Raw genomic sequence first — 19,074 nt, 5'->3', positions numbered from 1 at the left:
TATACTTTCGCTGCTGTCCTCAGTGTGGGCGGCCCCACTCCCCGAGTCAAGGGGCCTACCGGGTGCGTCGCGCGAGGACGGCGAGTGCCACGCGGTCGGCCCCGGACACGTCGACGACTTCGGCGGCGTCCAGCGCGCCGCAATCCAGCCCGCGCAGCAGGAATCCCGCCATGGCCACCGCCGTCGCCGGCTCGTCCAGGAAACCGGACGAGCTGCGCTCGCGGTAGGCCCGCAGGCGGGCCGCAGCCCCGGGGAAGGCGTGCCGGAAGAAGGAGTACACCGCCGCGTAGCGGGTGGGCAGCTGCGCCGGGTGCAGGTCCCAGCCCTGGTGGAAACCGCGTTCGAGGGACCGCCGCACGAGCCGGGCGTGCAGCCGCCACGCCGCGAGCACCGCGTCGGCGTCCCCGACGGGCAGCACATTGGTGGAGCCGTCGGACAACCGCACCCCGGTGCCCGCCACCGCCACCTGCATCACGGCCTTCGCGTGGTCGGCCGCCGGGTGGTCCATGCTCTGCTGCTCGGCGGCGATACCGAGCGAGGCCGAGTAGTCGTAGGTGCCGTAGTGCAGCCCGGTGCACCGGCCGCCCGCCGCGTGGACCATCCGGGCCACGAGGGCCGTGCCGTCCGCGCCGAGGACGGCCTGCGGCGTCTCCACCTGGATCTCGAACCGCACCGCGCCCGCGCCGAGCCCGTGGGCATCCTCCAGCGCCTCGGCCACCCGCACCATCGTCGCGACCTGCTCCACGGCGCTCACCTTCGGCAGCGTGACCACGAAGCCGGGCGGGAGGCCGCCGGCGTCGGCCAGGGTGCCCACGACCAGGTCGAGGGTGCGCAGCCCGCGTCTGCGCGTCGCGACCTCGAGGCTCTTGAACCGGATCCCGGTGAACGGCGGCGCGGTCCCGGCGGCGACCGACGCGGCGAGCGCGCGGGCCGCCCCGACCGCCGCGGCGTCCTCGTCGGCGTCGGCGCGGGTGCCGTAGCCGTCCTCGAAGTCGAGGCGCAGGTCCTCGATCGGCTCGCGATCGAGCTTCGCCCGCACCCGGTCCAGGATGTCGGGCGTGAGCCCGTCGACCTCGGCCACCAGGCGGTCGCCGTGCCGGGCGAGCGCGGCGGCCGCGGCGACACCCCACTGCGCGACGGTGTCCTCGCCGAAGCGGTCGGCCGGGACGTAGACGGTGTGCACCGGCTGCCGCCCGCCGGGGTCGCCGGGGTAGTCGGCCGCCAGCGCGGCGTCGACGGCGGCGAGGTCGCGGTCGAGGACGTCGGCCAGCGCGTCGAGTGCATTCCGGGGCCGGGTCCCTGTCATGCCTGCACCTGCCGGCGGGCGGGCGACGCGGCGCGGACGGCGGCCGCGACCGCCGGCGCCACGGCCTCGTCGAACACGCTCGGCACGATGTAGCTCGGGTTGAGCTCGTCCGGGCGGACGGCGTCGGCGATCGCGCGTGCGGCGGCGATGAGCGCCTCGTCGGTGATCTCGGTGGCGCCCGCGTCGAGCAGGCCGCGGAACACGCCGGGGAACGCGAGCACGTTGTTGATCTGGTTGGGCACGTCCGAGCGTCCGGTCGCGACCACCGCCGCGTGCTCCTGCGCCGCCACCGGATCGACCTCGGGATCGGGGTTGGCCAGGGCGAACACGATCGCGTCCGGGGCCATCGTGGCGATGTCGGCACCGTCGAGCACGTTCGGGCCGGAGACGCCGATGAACACGTCGGCGCCCGCGAGCACCTCGCGCAGCGAGCCCGACCGCCGCTCGGGGTTGGTGTGCTCGGCGATCCAGCCGCGGAACTCGTCGCGCGGGGGAAGGCCCGCGTGCACGGCGCCGCGCCGGTCGCACGCGACGATGTGCGCGGCGCCCTGGGCGAGCAGGAGGCGGATGATCGCGTGCCCGGCCGCGCCGACCCCGGCGACGACGATCCGCACGTCGGAGAGCTTCTTCCCGACCACCCGCAGCGCGTTGGTGAGCGCCCCGAGCACCACGATGGCCGTGCCGTGCTGGTCGTCGTGGAAGACGGGGATGTCGAGCAGCTCGCGCAACCGGGCCTCGATCTCGAAGCAGCGCGGGGCGGCGATGTCCTCGAGGTTGATCCCGCCGTACACGGGGGCGAGCGCGCGGACGATCTCCACGATCTGGTCGGTGTCCTGGGTGTCCAGGCAGACCGGCCAGGCGTCGACGCCGGCGAACCGCTTGAACAGCGCGGCCTTGCCCTCCATCACCGGCAGCGCCGCGGCGGGCCCGAGGTTGCCCAGGCCGAGCACCGCCGAGCCGTCCGTCACCACGGCGACGGTGTTGCGCTTGATCGTGAGCCGGCGGGCGTCCTCGGGGTTCGCCGCGATCGCCGTGCAGACGCGGGCGACCCCGGGCGTGTAGGCGCGCGACAGGTCGTCGCGGTGGCGCAGCGCGACCTTGGAGGTCACCTCGATCTTGCCGCCGAGGTGGATGAGGAAGGTGCGGTCGCTGACCTTGTGGACCTCGACGCCGGGAACGGCGGCGAGGGCCTCGCTGAGCCGGCCCGCGTGGTCGGCGTCGACGGCGTCGCAGGTGAGGTCGACGACGATGCGGTCGGAGTGCGACTCGGCGACGTCCAGTGCGGTGAGCGCGCCCCCGGCGGCCGCGACGGCGGCCGTGAGGTCGGAGGTGGCGCGGGGGGACGTCGGGGCCGAGACGCGGATCGTGACGGAGTAGCCGGGACTGGGACGTGGCATGGATCGGCTCCTGGTCGTTGTTCTTTTTGTATTGCGGAGCTTAAGTTCTACGATGTGGAAGTCAATATTTCTGGCGGTCTTCCGCCGGAGATCCGTAGACTTTCCGCGATCCGGAAGGACCGCGGACAGCAGAGGGAGGCGCCATGGCAGGCGACGGCACCAGCCCGATCGGGCAGCCCACGGGCGGCGTGCAGTCCGTCGAGCGCGTCCTCGACCTGTTGGAGGCGATGGCCGACGCGGGCGGGGTGGCCGGGCTCTCCGACCTCGCCGCGTCCTCGGGGCTGCCGCTGCCGACGATCCACCGGCTCGTCCGCACCCTGGTCGACCGCGGGTACGTGCGTCAGGAGCCGTCGCGGCAGTACGCGCTCGGGCCGCGGCTGATCCGGCTCGGCGAGAGCGCCAGCCGCATGGTGGGCACCTGGGCCGCGCCGCACCTGACCCGGCTGGTGGACGCTCTCGGCGAGAGCGCCAACCTCGCCCTGTTCGACGGCGGGCAGGTCGTCTACGTCGCGCAGGTGCCGGGCCGGCACTCCATGCGGATGTTCACCGAGGTCGGCAGGCGCGTCTCGCCGCACTGCACCGCGGTGGGCAAGGCGATCCTCGCCCAGCTCCCCCCGGCCAGGGTGCACGACGTGCTGCGGCGCACCGACTTCGTCGCGCACACCCCGACCACGATCACCGACCCGGCCACGTACCTGCAGGCCCTCGACCAGGTCCGGGAGCAGGGCCACGCGATGGACGAGGGCGAGCAGGAGATCGGCGTGCGCTGCGTGGCGGTCGGACTGGACAGCGGCCCGGCACCCGCCGCCCTCTCGATCTCCGGGCCCACCACCCGGATGACCGACGATCTGATCGAGCGCGCGGTGCCCGAGCTACGGGCGGCGGCCGACGCGCTCGCCGCCGAGCTGAGCATGCAGCGCGCCGTGGCGGGTGCCTGAACCGCGTGACCGCAGCGAACGACGGGGCCGCCGCCGAGGGGCTGCGTGCCCGTGGACGGACCGGGCCGCTGCGCGACCGGGTCCGCGACGAGCTGCGCGCCCGGATCGCCGACGGCCGGATCGGCCCGGGCGAGCGGCTCTACGAGACGGCGATCGCCGAGGAGCTCGGCGTCTCCCGCCTCCCGGTGCGCGAGGCCATCCGCATGCTCGAGAGCGAGGGGATGGTGTCGGTCCTCCCCCGCCGCGGGGGCGTGCTGGTGCGCCAGCTGGACCGCCGCGACGTCGAGGACCTGTTCGACGTCCGCGAGGCGCTCGAGGTGCTCGCCGCCCGCCGGGCCGCCGAACGGGCCGGGCCCGAGGAGCTCGACGGGCTCGCCCGGCTGCTCGACGAGACCCGCCGGGCCCTCGACGCCGGCGACTCCGCCGCCGTGGACGCCGCGAACACCGCGTTCCACGAGCAGATCTACCGCCTCGGCCGCAACCAGCTCATCCCGGAGATGCTGGGCCCGCTCACCGGGCGGCTGCACTGGCTGTTCCGGCAGAACGTCGAGCACGAGCGGGTGCTCGGCGACCACGAACGCCTCCACCGCGCGCTCGTCGCCGGCGAACCCGACCTCGCCGCCGCCGCGGCGCTGGAGCACATCCGCTCGTCCCGCCGCATGGTGCTGGCGATGCTGGCGAAGGACTGACGCCCCGCCCATGCGCCCCCACTCGGCGCGTGCCCCCCGTCGACGGGGCGCATCGGCCGAGACGGGGCGCACGAGCGCGCGGGTCGACGGGCGGCGAAAGCCGACCCTTGACGTGAGCCGACTCACCGGGTCACACTTCTCGCACCTCGTGGAAGTATACATCCACCATATGGAATCCTTCCCCGCATCCCTGTCCCAGGGGAGGACATCGCGCCGATGCCGCTCACCCCGTTCGAGGAGCTCAACCGCTCCCCCACCGATTCTGCAACCTCCCGCCTGGCCGCCTGCAACGCGTCCGGTCGCTGGATCGCCGACGTCCTCGCCGGCCGCCCGTACGCGGACCCGGAGGCGCTGCTCACGGCGGCCGAGAAGGCCGTGCACGCCCTGTCGTGGCCCGACGTCCGCGAGGCACTCGACGCGCACCCCCGCATCGGCGCCCGCGCCGAGGGGGCGAGCACGGAGGCCGCCTGGTCGCGGCGCGAACAGGCCGCCGTCGGCGACTCCGACGCCGCCACCCGCGCGGCGCTGCACGCCGGCAACGTCGCCTACGAGCAGCGGTTCGGGCACGTGTTCCTCATCCGGGCGGCCGGCCGCAGCGCTGAGGAGATGCTCGCCGAGCTGCGGCGCAGACTCGACCACGACGAGACGCAGGAACGCGCCGAGGTGGTCGAGCAGCTCGCCCAGATCACCCGGCTCCGGGTCGAGAGGCTGATCACCGCATGACGCTGTCCACGCACGTCCTCGACGCCGGCCGCGGGCGCCCCGCCCCCGGCGTCCCGCTCACCCTGTACCGCCGCGGCGGCGACGGGTGGCAGCAGATCGGCCAGGGCGTCACCGACGACGACGGCCGCTGCCGCACCCTCGCCCCCGACGACCTCGAGGCGGGCACCTACCGGCTCGACTTTGACACCGAGACCTACTTCGCAGCGTCCGGGCAGACCGGGTTCTACCCGGAGGTCCCGGTGGTGTTCCAGGTGACCGACGCCGGGCGCCACCACCACGTCCCGCTGCTGCTGTCCCCCTACTCCTACTCCACCTATCTCGGGAGCTGACCCCCCATGGCTGAGTTCACCCACCCCGCCGGCTCCGCCGGCAGCCGTCCCCCGGTGACGCTCGGGCACAACCAGTACGGCAAGGCCGAGACCCGGGTCGTGCGGGTGTTCCGCGACAGCGACCCGCACGAGATCGTCGACTACAATGTGAGCGCCGCCCTGTCCGGCGACTTCGCCGACACCCACCTGACCGGCGACAACACCAAGGTGCTCACCACCGACGCGGTGAAGAACACGGTCAACGCGTTCGCGAAGGAGACCGGCGACGCCGTGCGCCAGCCGGAGTCGTTCGGGCTCGCGCTCGCCCGGCACTTCGCCGAGGACGTGCCGCAGGTGACCCGCGCCAGGGTGAAGCTGGAGGCCTACCCGTGGGACCGGCTCGCCCACGACGGCTCGCCGCACCCGCACGCCTTCTCCCGCCGCGGCGCCTACGTCCGCACCGCCACCGTGACCTGGCAGGACGGCCGCGCCTGGGTCGCGTCGGGCCTGCGTGGGCTCGTCGTCCTCAAGACGACCGACTCGGAGTTCCACTCCTTCTACAGCGACCGCTACACCACGCTGGAGCCGACGAACGACCGGATCATGGCCACCGAGGTCGCCGCGCAGTGGTGGCAGACCGACCTCGACGCCGACTGGGGCGCGTCCTTCGACGCCGTCCTGCGCACGCTGACGAGCGCGTTCGCGGGCCACCACAGCCTGTCGCTGCAGCAGACGCTCTACGCGATGGGCACCGCGGTGCTCGAGGAGCAGCCCGGGATCGCCGAGATCCGCCTGTCGCTGCCCAACAAGCACCACTTCCTCGTGGACCTGGGCCCCTACGGGCTGAAGAACCCCGGCGAGGTGTTCCACGCCGCCGACCGCCCGTACGGGCTCATCGAGGGCACGGTCCGCCGCGACGACGCACCCGACCCCGGCCCCGCGTTCGACCCGGGCCAGGGCTGGTAAGAGGACGGAGGCACCGCAATGAAGCGGATCTTCTCGAAGGGACACCAGGCGGGTGACCGCCACCCGGTCGACGAGACGATGCCGGCGGGCTCGCTCTTCGTCTACGGGCTCCAGCACGTCATGAGCATGTACGCCGGGGTCATCGCGGTGCCGCTGATCGTCGGCGGCGCGATGGGACTCCCGTTCGCCGAGCTCGCCTACCTGCTCACCGCGGCACTGCTGGTGTCGGGGCTCGCGACCCTGCTGCAGACGCTCGGCGGCCCGCGCATCCGGATCGGTGCCGGGCTGCCGATCGTGCAGGGCACGTCGTTCGCCGCCGTCGCCTCGATGCTGGCGATCGGCACGAGCGCGGGCGGCGGGCGGGCCGGGCTGACCGCGATCTTCGGTGCGGTGCTCGTCGCCGGCGTGATCGGGTTCCTGCTCGCGCCGGTGTTCAACCGGCTCCTGCACCTCTTCCCGCCGGTCGTCACCGGGTCGGTGATCACGGTCATCGGCATCTCGCTGCTGCCGGTGGCCGTCCGGTGGGCCGCGGGCGGCGCCGGCAGCGAGGACTTCGGCGCACCGAGCAACATCGGCCTCGCCGGGCTCACCCTCCTGCTCATCCTGGTCGTCTACCGGTTCCTGCCCGGGTTCTTCAGCCGGGTCGCGATCCTGCTGGGCCTCGCCGTCGGGACGCTCGTGGCCTGGCCGCTGGGGATGACCGACTTCAGCCGGGTCGGCGAGGCCGCGTGGTTCGCCGTCTCCACGCCGTTCCACTTCGGTTTCCCGACGTTCGAGATCGCCGCGATCGTCTCGATGACCATCGTGATGCTGGTGATCATGACGGAAACGACCGCCGACATCCTCGCCATCGGCGAGATCGTCGACCGGCCGGCCGACGGGCGCACGGTCGTCGGCGGCCTGCGCGCCGACTGCCTGTCCACGGCGGTCTCCGGCGGCCTGCTGAACGGCTTCCCGTGCAGCGCGTTCGCCCAGAACGTCGGGCTCGTGGCGATCACGGGCATCAAGAGCCGCTTCGTCGTGGCGGGCAGCGGGGTGATCCTGCTGGCGCTCGGGTTGGTGCCGAAGCTGGGCGCGGTCATCGCCTCGATCCCGCTGGGCGTGCTCGGCGGCGCCGGGCTGGCCCTGTTCGGCACGGTGGCCGCGAGCGGCATCCGGACGCTCTCCCGGGTGGACTACGACGGCAACGCCAACCTCGTGATCGTCGCGGTCGCGCTGGGGATGGGCGTGCTGCCAATCGCGGTGCCGAACTTCTACGAGGAGTTCCCCACCTGGTTCCAGACGATCTTCGAGTCGGGGATCAGTGCGGCGGCGGTCACCACGGTGCTGCTCAACCTGCTGTTCACGCTCGGGCGCCGGCAGGCCGACGAGGGGCCGATCTTCTCCGAGGCCCCGCCACCGGGAGTGACGCCCCGGCGTGACGAGCCGGGCGGGGTGGTGCCGCAGCGCGGCTGAGAGCGGGTCCCCTGCGGGGCAGGTCCGGCGGTCCGGGCCTGCCCCGTCCGTGCGCATTCACCGCCCCGGGCAGCCCCAGCGGGGCCGATACACGATCACGACGGCCCGGTCCTGGCGAGGTGAGCGCTGAGCGATCTGCACATGCGCCGCTCCGCACGCCGCGGCGATCAGGGGTGCTGCGTCGAGCAGATCGCCGGTCGTCGTCCCCGACCGCAGCCACACCGAGACCCACACGGTCTCACCCCACGGCCACGAGCCGACGATCCACGGCAGCCGACCGTGTCGGTCGCCGACCCCGGCCTGCACCAGCCCGGACCGGACCCGGTGGGCCACGACCGTGGCCGTTGTCGCAGCCCTGACGGCCGTTCGTACCGAGGGTACGAACGCGACGAGCACGGCGAGCGTCACGACCAGGACACCGACCACGACGCCACCCGCGTAGCTCCAGGCGACCAGAACCGCCGCGGCGATTGCCAGCTCGTTCCGCCACCGGAGCATTACCCTCAACAGCCCCGGCCAGCGGCGCGGCGGAGGAAGCATCCGCCGAAAACCTCCATCGGCGCTCATGTCGAGTGCACGTTCTCGTCGCTACCACTCCAGATGGTGCCGTTGCCCTCGCACTCCGGACAGACGCCCGCGCCGGCTCCGCCCGAGCCCGCGCACGCAGCACACGGTGACAGCGAGTCGAAGCGGGGATCGCGGTAGGTGCGGCTGAACCAGCTGTCGCGCCGCACCTGCCACCCGCGCGCGGTGGCGTCGAGATCGATCGCGCGGAACAACGCGTGGTCGACGGCGTCGAGGATGCGCGCGATCCATGTCGGATTCGCGCTCGCAGTAGTAGCCTTCTTCATGCTCTAACCAGCCTGTCTCGTGAGGCCACGGGAGGGACGGAGAGCGCCGCACCATCGGTGCGGGAACACCGGTAGGTGCAACACGGTGAGGACGCGGCGAGCGATCCTCACCCCGCGGGAGGGCGTCGACCAGCTATGTCGGCGCCCTCCTGGGCTTTCCGGTCGCGGTGCTCGGCACGGCGTCCGGCTTCTCCAGCACTTGAGCTGCCGACCACCGTCCTCTCCTGGGACAGGCCTTGCGCCGAACCGAACGGGTGAGCCACGGTTGCCACGCCGACCCTGATGCTTCATACCGCCGGTCGAAGGTCTACAGTCTGACCTGGTATTTGCCAGTTATCAACCGCCGATGGTTCCGCAACCCGGGCCGAGCCAGGAGGAAGCAGTGACAGGGGCGTCACAGCCGAATCCGACGGTTGCCCGCCGAGAGCTGGCAGTGATCTTTCGCGCCCTCAGGGAACGGCAGAAACGCAGCCTGGAAGACCTCGCAGCCCACCTCGACGTCGCCTTGAGCCAGGCTTCCCGGCTGGACACGGGTGCCCGCGGCTTCCGCCCGGACGACGTCCGGAAGCTCGCGTCGTGGTACCGGCTGGGCGATGCCGAAGAGACGCGGCTATTGGCACTTGCCACAGAGAGCCGGAAGCGAGCCTGGTGGCAGCAGGTCGATCTGCCGAACTCGTACCGCACCTTGATCGGGATGGAGCAGGCCGCCGTCGCGGTCAACGAGTACTGCAGCAGCGTGGTCCCCGGCCTGCTGCAGACCCCCGAGTACGCCCGAGCGGCGACCGCCGCCAGCGTTCTGGACATCGACGCCGAGCAGATCGATCCGGCCGTGGACGTTCGCCTGCGCCGCCAGTCAGTCCTCTCGCGCACACCGCCACCGCAACTCTGGGTCGTGATCGACGAAGCGGCGCTGGCCCGCGTGACCGGGGGACGCGACGTCATGCGGGCGCAGCTCGAGCACCTCCGGGACGCGGCGGCCCGCCGGAACATCGTGGTGCAGGTCATCGGTTTCGAATACGGCACTCATCCCGGCGGCGAGAGCCACTTCATCCTCCTGGACATGGCGGGCGACCTGCCGGACGTCGTCTACACCGAGGGCCTGCACGGGCCCGACGACTCCAGCGCTGAGCTGGACATCCGTCGCTACCGCCGCATCTGGGACCTGCTCCGCTCCATCGCGCTGAACCCCCGCGAGTCGAGCCGGCGGATCGCGAGTTACGCCCAACGCCTGGCTTCCTGATCCTCGCCGCCCAGGCGAGTTCTCCTCCCCGAAGGAAGGAACGCTGAGAATGGCCATGCCGGAGCAGTCAGGATTGAGGTGGATCAAGTCGAGCCGCAGCATCGGCGCGAATGCCTGCGTGGAACTGGCGCCGCACGGTGACCTGATCGCACTGCGCGATTCGAAGAATCCGGACGTGCACCTGCTGTACACCCACGCGGAGATGGACGCTTTCCTGTACGGCGCGAAGCGAGGCGAGTTCGACCACCTCCTGCCAACCGACTGACCACCGGTCGACACCGGCGGTGCCGGCTCATCGCCGCACCGCCGGTGTCGATCGCACCCCGGCACCGTCTGGCGATCAGCGGCGTCCTGCTGGCAAGCTGACGTCAGTGGACAGCGACCGCCCGGCGAAGCGGTGGCTCCACCCAGTGAGCGCCGCACCCGGGCTCACCCGGCCACCGGGGCTCGAGCCGCGTCGCGAAGCCGAGCGGAGGCCGGATGTCGAAGCCCGACGCAGGTTGGATCAAAGCCAGGCGGAGCATGGGCACGAACGCGTGCGTCGAGCTGGCCGCCGCAGGCGACGAGATCATGCTGCGCAACTCCCGCGAGCCCGAAGTCCTGCTGCACTATAGGAAGGCGGAGATCGCAGCCTTCTTCGACGGGGTCAAGAAGGGCGAGTTCGACCACCTGCTCGATCCGGAAATGGAATGACCGCACAGCCCGAAATCCTTTACCGGGCCGCAACTGCCGAGGAATGAAACGCACACGACGTCGACGAGCGATGTGGAGCGGACGACGGGACTCGAACCCGCGACCCTCACCTTGGCAAGGTGATGCGCTACCAGCTGCGCCACGTCCGCACCTGCAGCACCTGGTGCTGCGGTCATGGGGCAACCCTAGCGCAGCGGCCCACCGGGGAACGCGCGGGGCCCGGGACACGGTCGCGTCCCGGGCCCTGCGCGGCGAGCGGACGTCAGCCCGCCCGCACCGGCTCCCCCCGGCCGGACAGCTGCTCCACCTGCATCAGCAGCGCGCTGTGGTCGAGCCTGCCGTGCCCCTGCGCCCGCAGGGCACCCACGAGCTGTGCGACGTGCGCGCCCAGCGGGATCGCGACACCCGCCGCGCGGGCGGCCTCGGTGACGATGCCCATGTCCTTGTGGTGCAGGTCGATCCGGAAGCCGGGGGCGAACTCCCGGGCCCGCATGCCGGACGCCTTGCGGTCGAGCACGGTGCTGCCGGCGAGGCCGCCGGCGAGCACCGAGGTGGAGGCGTCGATGTCGACGCCGTGGGCCTCGAGGAACACGAGCGCCTCGGCGACGAGCTGGATGTTGCCGGCCACGATCAGCTGGTTCGCGGCCTTGACGGTCTGGCCGGCCCCGGACGGGCCGACGTGCACGACCGTCCTGCCCACCACGTCCAGGTACGGGCGGGCCGCCTCGACGTCGGCGGCCTCACCGCCCACCATGATCGACAGCACGGCCTCGACGGCGCCGGCCTCTCCCCCGCTCACGGGCGCGTCGACCACGCGGATCCCGCGGTCGGCGCCGGCCTCGGCGACCCGGCGGGCGACGTCGGGGCGGATCGTCGAGCAGTCGATGTGCAGGGTCCCGAGGCGGGCGGTGGCGTAGATGCCGCCCGGGCCGAGCGTGATGGCCTCGACGTCGGGGCTGTCCGGGACCATCGTGATCACGACCTCGGCCCCGCTGACGGCCTCGGCCACGTCCGCGGCCGCGTGCCCGCCGCGGGCGGCGAGCGCGTCCACGGCCGCGCGGTGGAGGTCGTAGCCGATCACGTCGTGGCCCACGTCGACGAGGTGGCCCGCCATGGGTCCACCCATGATGCCCAGGCCGATGAACGCGATCCGTGTCATGTCGAGAACTCCTTGCTGCTGCGCTCCGTGCGGGGCAGCCAGTCGAAGGCCCGCTCCGCCGGGCCGGACGGCACGTACTCCAGGCCGATCCAGCCGCGGTACCCGGTGAGGGCGGTGAGGTGACGGTCGAAGGGGATGGCGCCGGTCCCGGGCTCGTGGCGGCCGGGGGCGTCGGCGATCTGGACGTGGCCGATCCGGCCGAGGTGCCGGGCGAGGACGTCGTCGACGTCCTCGCCGTTGACGGTGAGGTGGTAGAGGTCGGCGAGCAGCGCCAGGTTGGCCGCGCCCACCCGGTCAGCCACGGCGAGCACGTCGGCGGCCGTGCGCAGGGGGTAGCGCGGTGCACCGCTGAGCGGCTCGAGCACGACGGTGCCGTCGAGCAGCGCCGCCGCGCGGGCGAGGTTCTGGGCGGCGAGGTCGTCCTGGTCGCGGGGGTCGCAGCCGTCGACCCGGTTGCCGTAGAGGGCGTTGAACACGTGCGTGCCGAGCCGTGCGCCGATGTCGGCGGCGACGTCGATGCTGTCGCGGAACTCGTTCACCCGCCCGGGCCAGGACGCGAGGCCGCGGTCGCCCGCCGGCATGTCCCCCGCGGCGAGGTTCACCGCGACGAGCTGCACGCCGGCGTCCTCCACCGCGCGGACGAACGCCTCGACCTCCCGGTCGCGCGGCGCGGCGGTCGGGAACGGCCACCAGAACTCGACGGCGTCGAACCCGGCGGCGCGTGCGGCGGCCGGCCGGTCGAGCAGGGGCAGCTCGGTGAACAGGATCGAGCAGTTGACGGCGAACGGGGGCGGGATCATGCCCGCTCCCGGTAGGCCCGCCAGCTCGCGAGCTCGGAGATGTCGGTCAGCGGCGGGAGCGCCGGGTACTCGCGGCGCAGCACCATCGCGAGCGATCCGCTGCCGTCGGCCAGCTCGATCACGCCGAGCTCCAGGCCGTCCGGTTCGCCGGGCAGCAGCACCTCGCGCAGCTGCTCGTAGGACAGGTCGTAGACCTCGCCCTCGACGGCGGCCCCGCCCGGGCCGACGTCCTCCAGCGCGGGGTAGCGCCCGCCGACGGCGTGGAAGCGGTAGCGGGCCGCCGTCGTCGTGCGGGTGACGAGCGGCGCCCCGCCGACGAGGTGGTGGTCGGCCCCGCCGGCCATGGCGGTGCCGTTGAGGAACATGAGAGGCACGGAGATCACTCCAGGTCGACGGCACACGGCGCCCGTGGCCGTCGACCACGGGCGCCGTGTGCGGTGGCGGTCAGGTTCCGGTGATGTGCTCCGGGCGGACGGGGACGCGGCGCAGCGCCTTGCCCGTGGCCGCGCGGATCGCCGCGGCCACCGCGGGGCCGCTGGAGATCGTGGGGGGCTCCCCCACCCCGCGCACGCCGTAGGGCGCGTGCGGGTCGGCGTACTCCAGCACCTTGACCTGCATCGGCGGCATGTCGAGGATCGTCGGGATGAGGTAGTCGGTGAACGACGGGTTGCGGACCTTCCCGTCGGTCACCACGATCTCCTCCATCAGCGCGAGGCCCATGCCCTGGGCGCTGCCGCCCTGGATCTGGCCGACCACGGTGTCGGGGTTGATCGCCTTGCCGACGTCCTGTGCGGTGTCGAGCGCGACGACCTTCACCAGCCCCAGCTCGACGTCCACGTCGACGACGGCGCGGTGCGCGGAGAACGCGTACTGCACGTGCGCGTCGCCCTGCCCGGTCTCCGGGTCGATCGGGAACGTCGGCCGGTGCCGCCACTCCACGGTCTCCTCGACCGCGTCGTCGCCGAGCACCTCGGCCAGGCCGGCGAGCACCTCGCCCTCCTCGGAGACGATCTTGTCGCCCTCGAGCTGCAGTCGCTGCCGGCCGAAGCTCGGACGATCCAGGACCTCGGCGGCGCGCGCCAGCACGGTGGCCCGCACCGCCTCGCACGCGGCCTTCACCGCGCCGCCGGTGACGTAGGTCTGGCGCGACGCCGACGTCGAGCCGCCGGAGCCGACGCTGGTGTCCTTCGGGTGCACGACCACGCGCTCGACGCCCAGCTCGGTGCGGCAGATCTGCTGCTCCACGGTGATCAGGCCCTGGCCGACCTCGGCCGCCGCGGTGTGCACGGTGGCCACCGGCTCGCCGCCGGTGATCTCCAGGCGCACCCGGGCGGTCGAGTAGTCGTCGAAGCCCTCGGAGAACCCGACGTTCTTGTAGGTGACGGCGTAGCCGACCCCGCGCACGACGCCCTCGCCGTGAGTGGTGTTGGAGGCGCCGCCGGGCAGCTCGCGGATGTCGATCTCCGCGGCGCCGGTCGAGGGGCGCTCCGGGGGCAGCGGCATGTCGCGCACCACCCGGATCAGCTCGGCGACCGGGGCCGCGGAGTCGATCACCTGACCGGTGATGTTGTGGTCGCCCTCGCGCATGCCGTTGCGGGCGCGGATCTCCACCCGGTCCACGCCGACCGTGTCGGCGAGCTCGTCCATCAGTGCCTCGTGCGCGAACGCGGCCTGCACGCACCCGAACCCGCGCATCGCACCGCAGGGCGGGTTGTTGGTGTAGACGCCGCTCGCGTCGACGTGCACGTTCGGGATCCGGTACGGGCCCAGGCCGAGGGTGCCGCCGTTGCCGACGACCGCGCCCGTCGACGAGGCGTAGGCGCCGCCGTCGAAGAGGATGTCGGCCTTCGCGTAGACCAGGGTGCCGTCGCGCTCGGCGCCGAACTCGTAGCGCAGCCACGCCGGGTGCCGGTGCACGTGCCCGAAGAACGACTCCTCGCGCGAGTAGCTCATCTTCACCGGCTTGCCGGTGTGCTGGGCGAGCAGGCAGCCGTGGACGTGCATCGAGAGGTCCTCGCGCCCGCCGAACGCCCCGCCGACGCCGGCCAGGTGCAGCCGCACCTTCTCCGGCGGCAGCCCGAGCGCCCGGCAGATCTGCTGCTGGTCGACGTGCAGCCACTGGGTGGCGACGTAGAGGTCGACGCCGCCGTCCTCGGCCGGGACGGCGAGCCCGGACTCCGGGCCGAGGAAGGCCTGGTCCTGCATCCCGACCTCGAAGTCGAGCGCGACCACCACCGGGGCCGTCGGGTTCTCCTCGCCGCGGCGGATCTGCATCTTCCGCACGAGGTTCCCGCCCGGCTGCACCAGCGGAGCGTCCGGGTCGAGGGCCTTGCGCGGGTCGGTGACGGCGGGCAGCACCTCGTAGGAGACGACGATCTTCTTGGCGGCGCGCCGGGCGGTCTCCGGGTGGTCGGCGGCGACCAGCGCGACCGGCTCGCCCTGGTAGCGCACGACCCCGGTCGCGAGCACCGGCGTGTCCAGGTGCTCGAGACCGACGGCGTTCTCCCCCGGCACGTCGTCGGCCGTGAGCACGGCGGACACCCCGGGCACGGCGAGCGCCGCGCCGATGTCGATCGACACGATCCGGGCGTGCGGGTGCGGGCTGCGCAGCGTGACGCCCCAGACCATGTCGTCGTGCCACAGGTCGCTCGCGTAGGCGAACTCGCCGGTGACCTTGAGGGTGCCGTCGGGGCGGAGCGGGCTGTCCCCGATCCGGCCTCGGGTCGCGGTTTCGGTGGTGGTCATCTCAACCGGCCTTCTGCAGGAGGGTGCGGTGGACGGCGGCGGCCTCCCGGGCCAGCGCGTCCTCGTCGACGGTGAGCACGCGGTCGCGCTCGACGACCGGGCGCCCGTTCACGAGCAGCAGTTCCAGCGGCGGCGGGGCGCCCAGGACGAGCGCGGCGACCGGGTCGGCGACGTCGGCGTGCGCGAGTCCGTCGATCCGCCACAGGGCGAGGTCGGCGAGCTTGCCGGGCTCGATCGAACCGATCTCGTCCTCACGGCCCAGCACGGCGGCACCGCCGAGGGTCCCGAGCTCCAGCGCGTCGCGGACGGTGAGGGCCTGCGGACCGCCGACGGCACGGGCGAACAGCACGGCGTGGCGCACCTCCTCGAGCAGGCTCCCGGCCTCGTTGCTCGCGGCCCCGTCGACGCCCAGGCCGACGCGCGCGCCGGCGTCGCGCAGGTCGCGGATGCGGGCGATGCCGGCCCCGAGCCGGGCGTTCGACGACGGGCAGTGCGCCACGCCGGTGGCGGTGTCGCCGATCTTCTTCACGGCGGCGTCGTCGAGGTGGATCGCGTGGGCGAACCACACGTCCGGGCCGGTCCAGCCCAGGCCCTCGACGTACTCCAGCGGGGAGCAGCCGAACCGCTCCCGGCAGAACTCCTCCTCGTCGAGGGTCTCGGCGAGGTGGGTGTGCAGCCGCACGCCCGCGCGGCGGGCCAGCTCGGCCGACTCGCGCATGAGCTCTCCCGTCACCGAGAACGGCGAGCACGGGGCGAGCGCGATCTGCAGCATCGAGCCCGGCGACGGGTCGTGCCAGCGGTCGATCGCGTCCTGCGACGCGGCGAGGATCGTGTCCCGGTCCTCGACGACGTGGTCGGGCGGGAGGCCGCCGTCGCGCTGCCCGAGGTCCATCGAGCCGCGTGTCGGGTGGAACCGCAGGCCGACGTCCTGCGCGGCGCGGATCTCCGCCCCGAGCAGATCACCGCCGTCGGCGGGAAACACGTAGTGGTGATCGGTGCTGGTGGTGCACCCGGTGCGGGCCAGCTGGGCGAGCGCCCCGCTCGCACCGACGTGCACCGCGTGCTCGTCGATGCCCGCCCACACCGGGTAGAGCGTGGTGAGCCACTGGAACAGCGTGGCGTCGACCGCCAGGCCCCGGGTGACCCACTGGTAGAGGTGGTTGTGCGTGTTGACGAAGCCGGGGGTGAGCAGGCAGCCGCGGCCGTCGACGACCCGGGCACCCTCGAGGTGCGGCGCGGGGCCGGCGCCGACGGCGGTGATCCGGCCGTCCTCGACGACGACGTGCCCGCCCGGGAACTCCTCGCCGGTGACGGTGACGACGTGCGCGCCCTCGATGACGGTGCTCACGACGCCTCCTTGCGGGCGGACGCCGTGCGCACCGCGTCGAGGATCTTCTCGTAGCCCGTGCAGCGGCACAGATTCCCGGCCAGCGCCTCCCGGATCTCCGGATCGCTCGGGGCGGGGTTGCGCTCGAGCAGGTCGTGCGTGGAGACGATCAGCCCGGGCGTGCAGAAGCCGCACTGCACGGCCCCGCACTCCACGAACGCCTGCTGCACCGGGTGCAGCTCCTCGCCATCGGCGAGCCCCTCCACGGTGATGACCTCGCGGCCCTGGGCCTGCCCGGCCGCGACCAGGCAGGAGCAGACGGGGACGTCGTCGAGGTAGACGGTGCAGGAGCCGCACTCCCCCTGCTCGCAGGCGTTCTTGGAGCCGGGCAGCCCCATCCGCTCGCGCAGCGCGTAGAGCAGGCTCTCGCCCTCCCAGACGTCGTCGACCTCGTGCCGCGTGCCGTTGACGGTCAGCTGGATCCGCATGTCAGGCGGCCCTCCGGTAGTCGTTCCGGTAGTCGTTCCAGGCCCAGGTGGCGGCGCGGCGCGCCATCACCGAGAGCGCGTGCAGGCGGTACGCGGCGCTGCCGCGCACGTCGTCGATCGGGGCGGCGGCGTCGCGGACCTTGCGGCCGAACTCGGTGGCGAGCGACTCCGGCAGCTCGTCGCGCGAGTCCCACAGGCCCGCGGCCTCCAGCTCGCCGGACAGGAACTCGGCGGCGGCGTCGGCCCGCCGCGGCGTGGGCGCCGCCGAGCCGATCCCGGTGCCCACGGTCCGCCGCTGCGGGTGCAGGGCGAACCCGAACGCGGTCACCGCGATGACCATCGCGTTCCGGGTGCCGATCTTGCAGAACTGCTGCGGGCCGCCCGCCCGGGGCACGAGCACCGCGGTGATCAGCTCGTCCGGGGCGAGCGCGTTGCGCTTCACGCCGGTGTAGAACTCCGCCACCGGCACCTGCCGCACCCCCCGGGCCGCCGAGGCGACCTCGACCACCGCGTCGGCCGCGAGCAGCGGCGGGTGGCTGTCACCCGCGGGCGATGCCGCGCCGAGGTTGCCGCCCACGGTGCCGCGGTTGCGGATCTGCGGCGACCCGACCGTCCGTGCGGCCATCGCGAGCCCCGGCAGCGTCGCGCCGAGCTGGTCGATGATCCGGGCGTAGGTGACGCCGGCACCGAGCCGGACGCGGTCGCCGTCGGTGGCCCATTCCCGCAGCTCGGGGACGCGGGTGAGGTCGAGCAGGGCGGGCGGCCGCCGGTGATCGAAGTTGATCTCGACCATGACGTCGGTGCCACCCGCGACCGGCAGCGCATCCGGGTGCTCCGCCTTGGCCGCGAGGGCCTCGGCCCAGGTCGTCGGCGCGAGGAAGTCCATGGGAGAAAGTGAAGCGCCGCGAGGCCCCCGACAGAAGTCGCGGGCGCGACGAATCGGTAGCCGGGATCACACCGCGGGGTTGTAGATTCCTCCAATGCTGTTGCGGGAGCTGATCGGCCACCCGGCGCTGGGGCTGCGGCTGCTTCACGGGAGCGAGGCCGCACTGGAGCGTCCGCTGCGCTGGGTCTACACCACCGACCTCATCGATCCCGGTCGCTACCTCTCGGGGGGCGAGCTGGTGGTCAGCGGGCTGGTGTGGCGGTCGGGCCCGGCCGACAGCGAGCGGTTCGTGGCGGCGCTGGCGCGGTCGAACGCGGCCGCGCTCGCGGCGGGCGAGGCGGTGTTCCACGAGGTGCCCGACGACCTCGTCGACGCGTGCCGGCGCCACGACGTGCCGCTCGTCGCCGTGCCTGAGGAGGTGTCGTTCTCCGCGGTCACCGAGCTGGTGATCGGCGCGCTGACCGCCGCGCGCAGCGACCGGCTCGCGCACACCGTGGGCCGGCAGCGCCAGCTGCTCTCGGCGGTCGCGGGCGGGCTGGGACTCGACGAGCTGGCCGCGCAGGTCTCGGCCGCCACCGGCCTCGCGTGCCGGGTGTTCACCGCGACCGGGCGCGCGGTGGTCCCCGGACCCGAACCGTTCCCCGACGACGAGCTCGACCGGCTCGTCGCGGCATTCCTGACAGCCGAGCGGTTGCCGGCGACCTCGGGGGCGCACTCCGTCTTCTCCGTCGGGCCGGCGTCGGAGCAGCGGCTGACGGCGTGGTTCGTCGCCGTGGAGGGCGTGTGGACGGGATGGGACGCCGAGACGAGCGAGGCGATCGGCGAGCTGGTGGCGATCGCCGGACTGGACCGGGCGCGGCGCAGCGAGGGCCTGCGGGTGGCCCGCGACATCGCCGACGACGCCATCGCGCTGATCGCGGGCGGTGCGGGGAACCGGCCGGAGACGACGGTGCGGCTACGGCAGGCGGGGCTGGACCCGGCGGCGCCGCTGACGGTGGCGGTAGCCGCCTTCGCGCGCCGCCCCGCCGCGGCCCCCCTCGAATCGCAGCAAGGTGGCTTTACTGCAACAACACCGCAGCAAAGCCACCTTGCTGCGGCTCCGG

At 73.2% G+C, this 19,074-nt stretch carries 21 protein-coding genes and 1 tRNA gene; 10 read left to right on the top strand and 12 right to left on the bottom strand.

The genetic code is table 11. The annotated features are described in order from the left end of the window. Nucleotides 1–55: 55 nt before the first annotated feature. Together KME75_RS21660 and KME75_RS21655 are read right to left on the bottom strand one after the other, a co-directional pair. Nucleotides 56–1,306, bottom strand: coding sequence for a DUF6986 family protein (locus KME75_RS21660; protein WP_219416699.1), 1,251 nt, complete (start codon nt 1,304–1,306; stop codon nt 56–58). Next, nucleotides 1,303–2,703 (bottom strand): NAD-dependent malic enzyme, encoded by a 1,401-nt coding sequence (locus tag KME75_RS21655; protein WP_219416698.1) that lies wholly within the window; start codon nt 2,701–2,703, stop codon nt 1,303–1,305. Before KME75_RS21655 ends, KME75_RS21660 begins: the two co-directional genes overlap by 4 nt. Before the next feature lie 143 nt (nt 2,704–2,846). Here KME75_RS21655 and KME75_RS21650 point away from each other — a divergent pair, with 143 nt between their 5' ends. The 6 genes from KME75_RS21650 (at nt 2,847) to KME75_RS21625 (ending at nt 7,782) form a co-directional block, all read left to right on the top strand. Then, the gene (locus KME75_RS21650; protein WP_219416697.1) at nt 2,847–3,641 is read left to right on the top strand and encodes an IclR family transcriptional regulator; all 795 of its coding nucleotides are present in this window, start codon (nt 2,847–2,849) and stop codon (nt 3,639–3,641) included. Between the two features lie 5 nt (nt 3,642–3,646). Then, nucleotides 3,647–4,330 (top strand): GntR family transcriptional regulator, encoded by a 684-nt coding sequence (locus KME75_RS21645; protein WP_308282969.1) that lies wholly within the window; start codon nt 3,647–3,649, stop codon nt 4,328–4,330. Between the two features lie 216 nt (nt 4,331–4,546). Then, nucleotides 4,547–5,053: a 2-oxo-4-hydroxy-4-carboxy-5-ureidoimidazoline decarboxylase gene (uraD, locus tag KME75_RS21640; protein WP_219416696.1), complete on the top strand. Its 507-nt coding sequence runs from the start codon at nt 4,547–4,549 to the stop codon at nt 5,051–5,053. Next, nucleotides 5,050–5,382 carry a hydroxyisourate hydrolase gene (gene uraH / locus KME75_RS21635; protein ID WP_219416695.1) on the top strand — a complete coding sequence of 111 codons (333 nt, stop codon included), beginning with the start codon at nt 5,050–5,052 and terminating at the stop codon, nt 5,380–5,382. Before uraD ends, uraH begins: the two co-directional genes overlap by 4 nt. Nucleotides 5,383–5,388: 6 nt before the next feature. Then, nucleotides 5,389–6,327 (top strand): factor-independent urate hydroxylase, encoded by a 939-nt coding sequence (gene pucL / locus KME75_RS21630; RefSeq protein ID WP_219416694.1) that lies wholly within the window; start codon nt 5,389–5,391, stop codon nt 6,325–6,327. An 18-nt stretch (nt 6,328–6,345) separates the two neighbouring features. After that, entirely contained in the window at nt 6,346–7,782 is a 1,437-nt protein-coding gene (locus KME75_RS21625; protein WP_219416693.1) for a nucleobase:cation symporter-2 family protein, read from the top strand. A gap of 57 nt (nt 7,783–7,839) precedes the next feature. Here the strand turns inward: KME75_RS21625 and KME75_RS21620 are convergent, their stop codons facing one another. After that, nucleotides 7,840–8,280, bottom strand: a complete 441-nt coding sequence (locus KME75_RS21620; RefSeq protein WP_219416692.1) for a hypothetical protein — start codon at nt 8,278–8,280, stop codon at nt 7,840–7,842. A 65-nt stretch (nt 8,281–8,345) separates the two neighbouring features. Continuing rightward, entirely contained in the window at nt 8,346–8,633 is a 288-nt protein-coding gene (locus tag KME75_RS21615) for a hypothetical protein (protein WP_219416691.1), read from the bottom strand. Nucleotides 8,634–8,979: 346 nt separating this feature from the next. Between KME75_RS21615 and KME75_RS21610 the strand changes: the two genes are divergently transcribed. From KME75_RS21610 to KME75_RS21600, 3 genes are all read left to right on the top strand, one after another. Next, nucleotides 8,980–9,873 (top strand): helix-turn-helix domain-containing protein, encoded by an 894-nt coding sequence (locus KME75_RS21610; protein WP_219416690.1) that lies wholly within the window; start codon nt 8,980–8,982, stop codon nt 9,871–9,873. A gap of 49 nt (nt 9,874–9,922) precedes the next feature. Next, nucleotides 9,923–10,138, top strand: a complete 216-nt coding sequence (locus tag KME75_RS21605; protein WP_372452639.1) for a DUF397 domain-containing protein — start codon at nt 9,923–9,925, stop codon at nt 10,136–10,138. Nucleotides 10,139–10,353: 215 nt separating this feature from the next. Beyond that, nucleotides 10,354–10,566, top strand: a complete 213-nt coding sequence (locus KME75_RS21600; protein WP_219416689.1) for a DUF397 domain-containing protein — start codon at nt 10,354–10,356, stop codon at nt 10,564–10,566. 73 nt (nt 10,567–10,639) lie between these two features. On the opposite strand, the gene KME75_RS21595 is transcribed toward KME75_RS21600, so the two are convergent. The 8 genes from KME75_RS21595 to KME75_RS21560 form a co-directional block, all read right to left on the bottom strand. Next, nucleotides 10,640–10,715 (bottom strand) — tRNA-Gly (locus KME75_RS21595). Nucleotides 10,716–10,828: 113 nt separating this feature from the next. Continuing rightward, the gene (locus tag KME75_RS21590; protein WP_219416688.1) at nt 10,829–11,725 is read right to left on the bottom strand and encodes a 2-hydroxy-3-oxopropionate reductase; all 897 of its coding nucleotides are present in this window, start codon (nt 11,723–11,725) and stop codon (nt 10,829–10,831) included. Further along, nucleotides 11,722–12,525 carry a hydroxypyruvate isomerase family protein gene (locus KME75_RS21585; protein WP_219416687.1) on the bottom strand — a complete coding sequence of 268 codons (804 nt, stop codon included), beginning with the start codon at nt 12,523–12,525 and terminating at the stop codon, nt 11,722–11,724. The genes KME75_RS21590 and KME75_RS21585 overlap by 4 nt, the downstream gene beginning before the upstream one ends. Beyond that, nucleotides 12,522–12,890, bottom strand: coding sequence for an allophanate hydrolase-related protein (locus KME75_RS21580; protein WP_246632554.1), 369 nt, complete (start codon nt 12,888–12,890; stop codon nt 12,522–12,524). The genes KME75_RS21585 and KME75_RS21580 overlap by 4 nt, the downstream gene beginning before the upstream one ends. A 79-nt stretch (nt 12,891–12,969) precedes the next feature. Beyond that, entirely contained in the window at nt 12,970–15,270 is a 2,301-nt protein-coding gene (gene pucD, locus KME75_RS21575) for a xanthine dehydrogenase subunit D (RefSeq protein ID WP_219416685.1), read from the bottom strand. Between the two features lies 1 nt (nt 15,271). Beyond that, a complete protein-coding gene (locus KME75_RS21570; RefSeq protein WP_308282968.1) occupies nt 15,272–16,618 on the bottom strand; it encodes an 8-oxoguanine deaminase in 1,347 nt (448 codons plus the stop codon). Then, nucleotides 16,615–17,085 (bottom strand): (2Fe-2S)-binding protein, encoded by a 471-nt coding sequence (locus KME75_RS21565; RefSeq protein ID WP_219416683.1) that lies wholly within the window; start codon nt 17,083–17,085, stop codon nt 16,615–16,617. The genes KME75_RS21570 and KME75_RS21565 overlap by 4 nt, the downstream gene beginning before the upstream one ends. A 1-nt stretch (nt 17,086) precedes the next feature. Further along, a complete protein-coding gene (locus KME75_RS21560; protein WP_219416682.1) occupies nt 17,087–17,971 on the bottom strand; it encodes an FAD binding domain-containing protein in 885 nt (294 codons plus the stop codon). Nucleotides 17,972–18,065: 94 nt separating this feature from the next. On the opposite strand from KME75_RS21560, the gene KME75_RS21555 reads away from it, so the two are divergent. After that, nucleotides 18,066–19,074: PucR family transcriptional regulator ligand-binding domain-containing protein (locus KME75_RS21555; protein WP_219416681.1), on the top strand; the 1,009-nt coding region annotated here is incomplete at its 3' end.

This window comes from Pseudonocardia nigra, assembly GCF_019396355.1.
GTDB classification, from domain to species: Bacteria; Actinomycetota; Actinomycetes; order Mycobacteriales; family Pseudonocardiaceae; genus Pseudonocardia; species Pseudonocardia nigra.
This window is presented reverse-complemented; position numbering and strand designations above follow the sequence as displayed.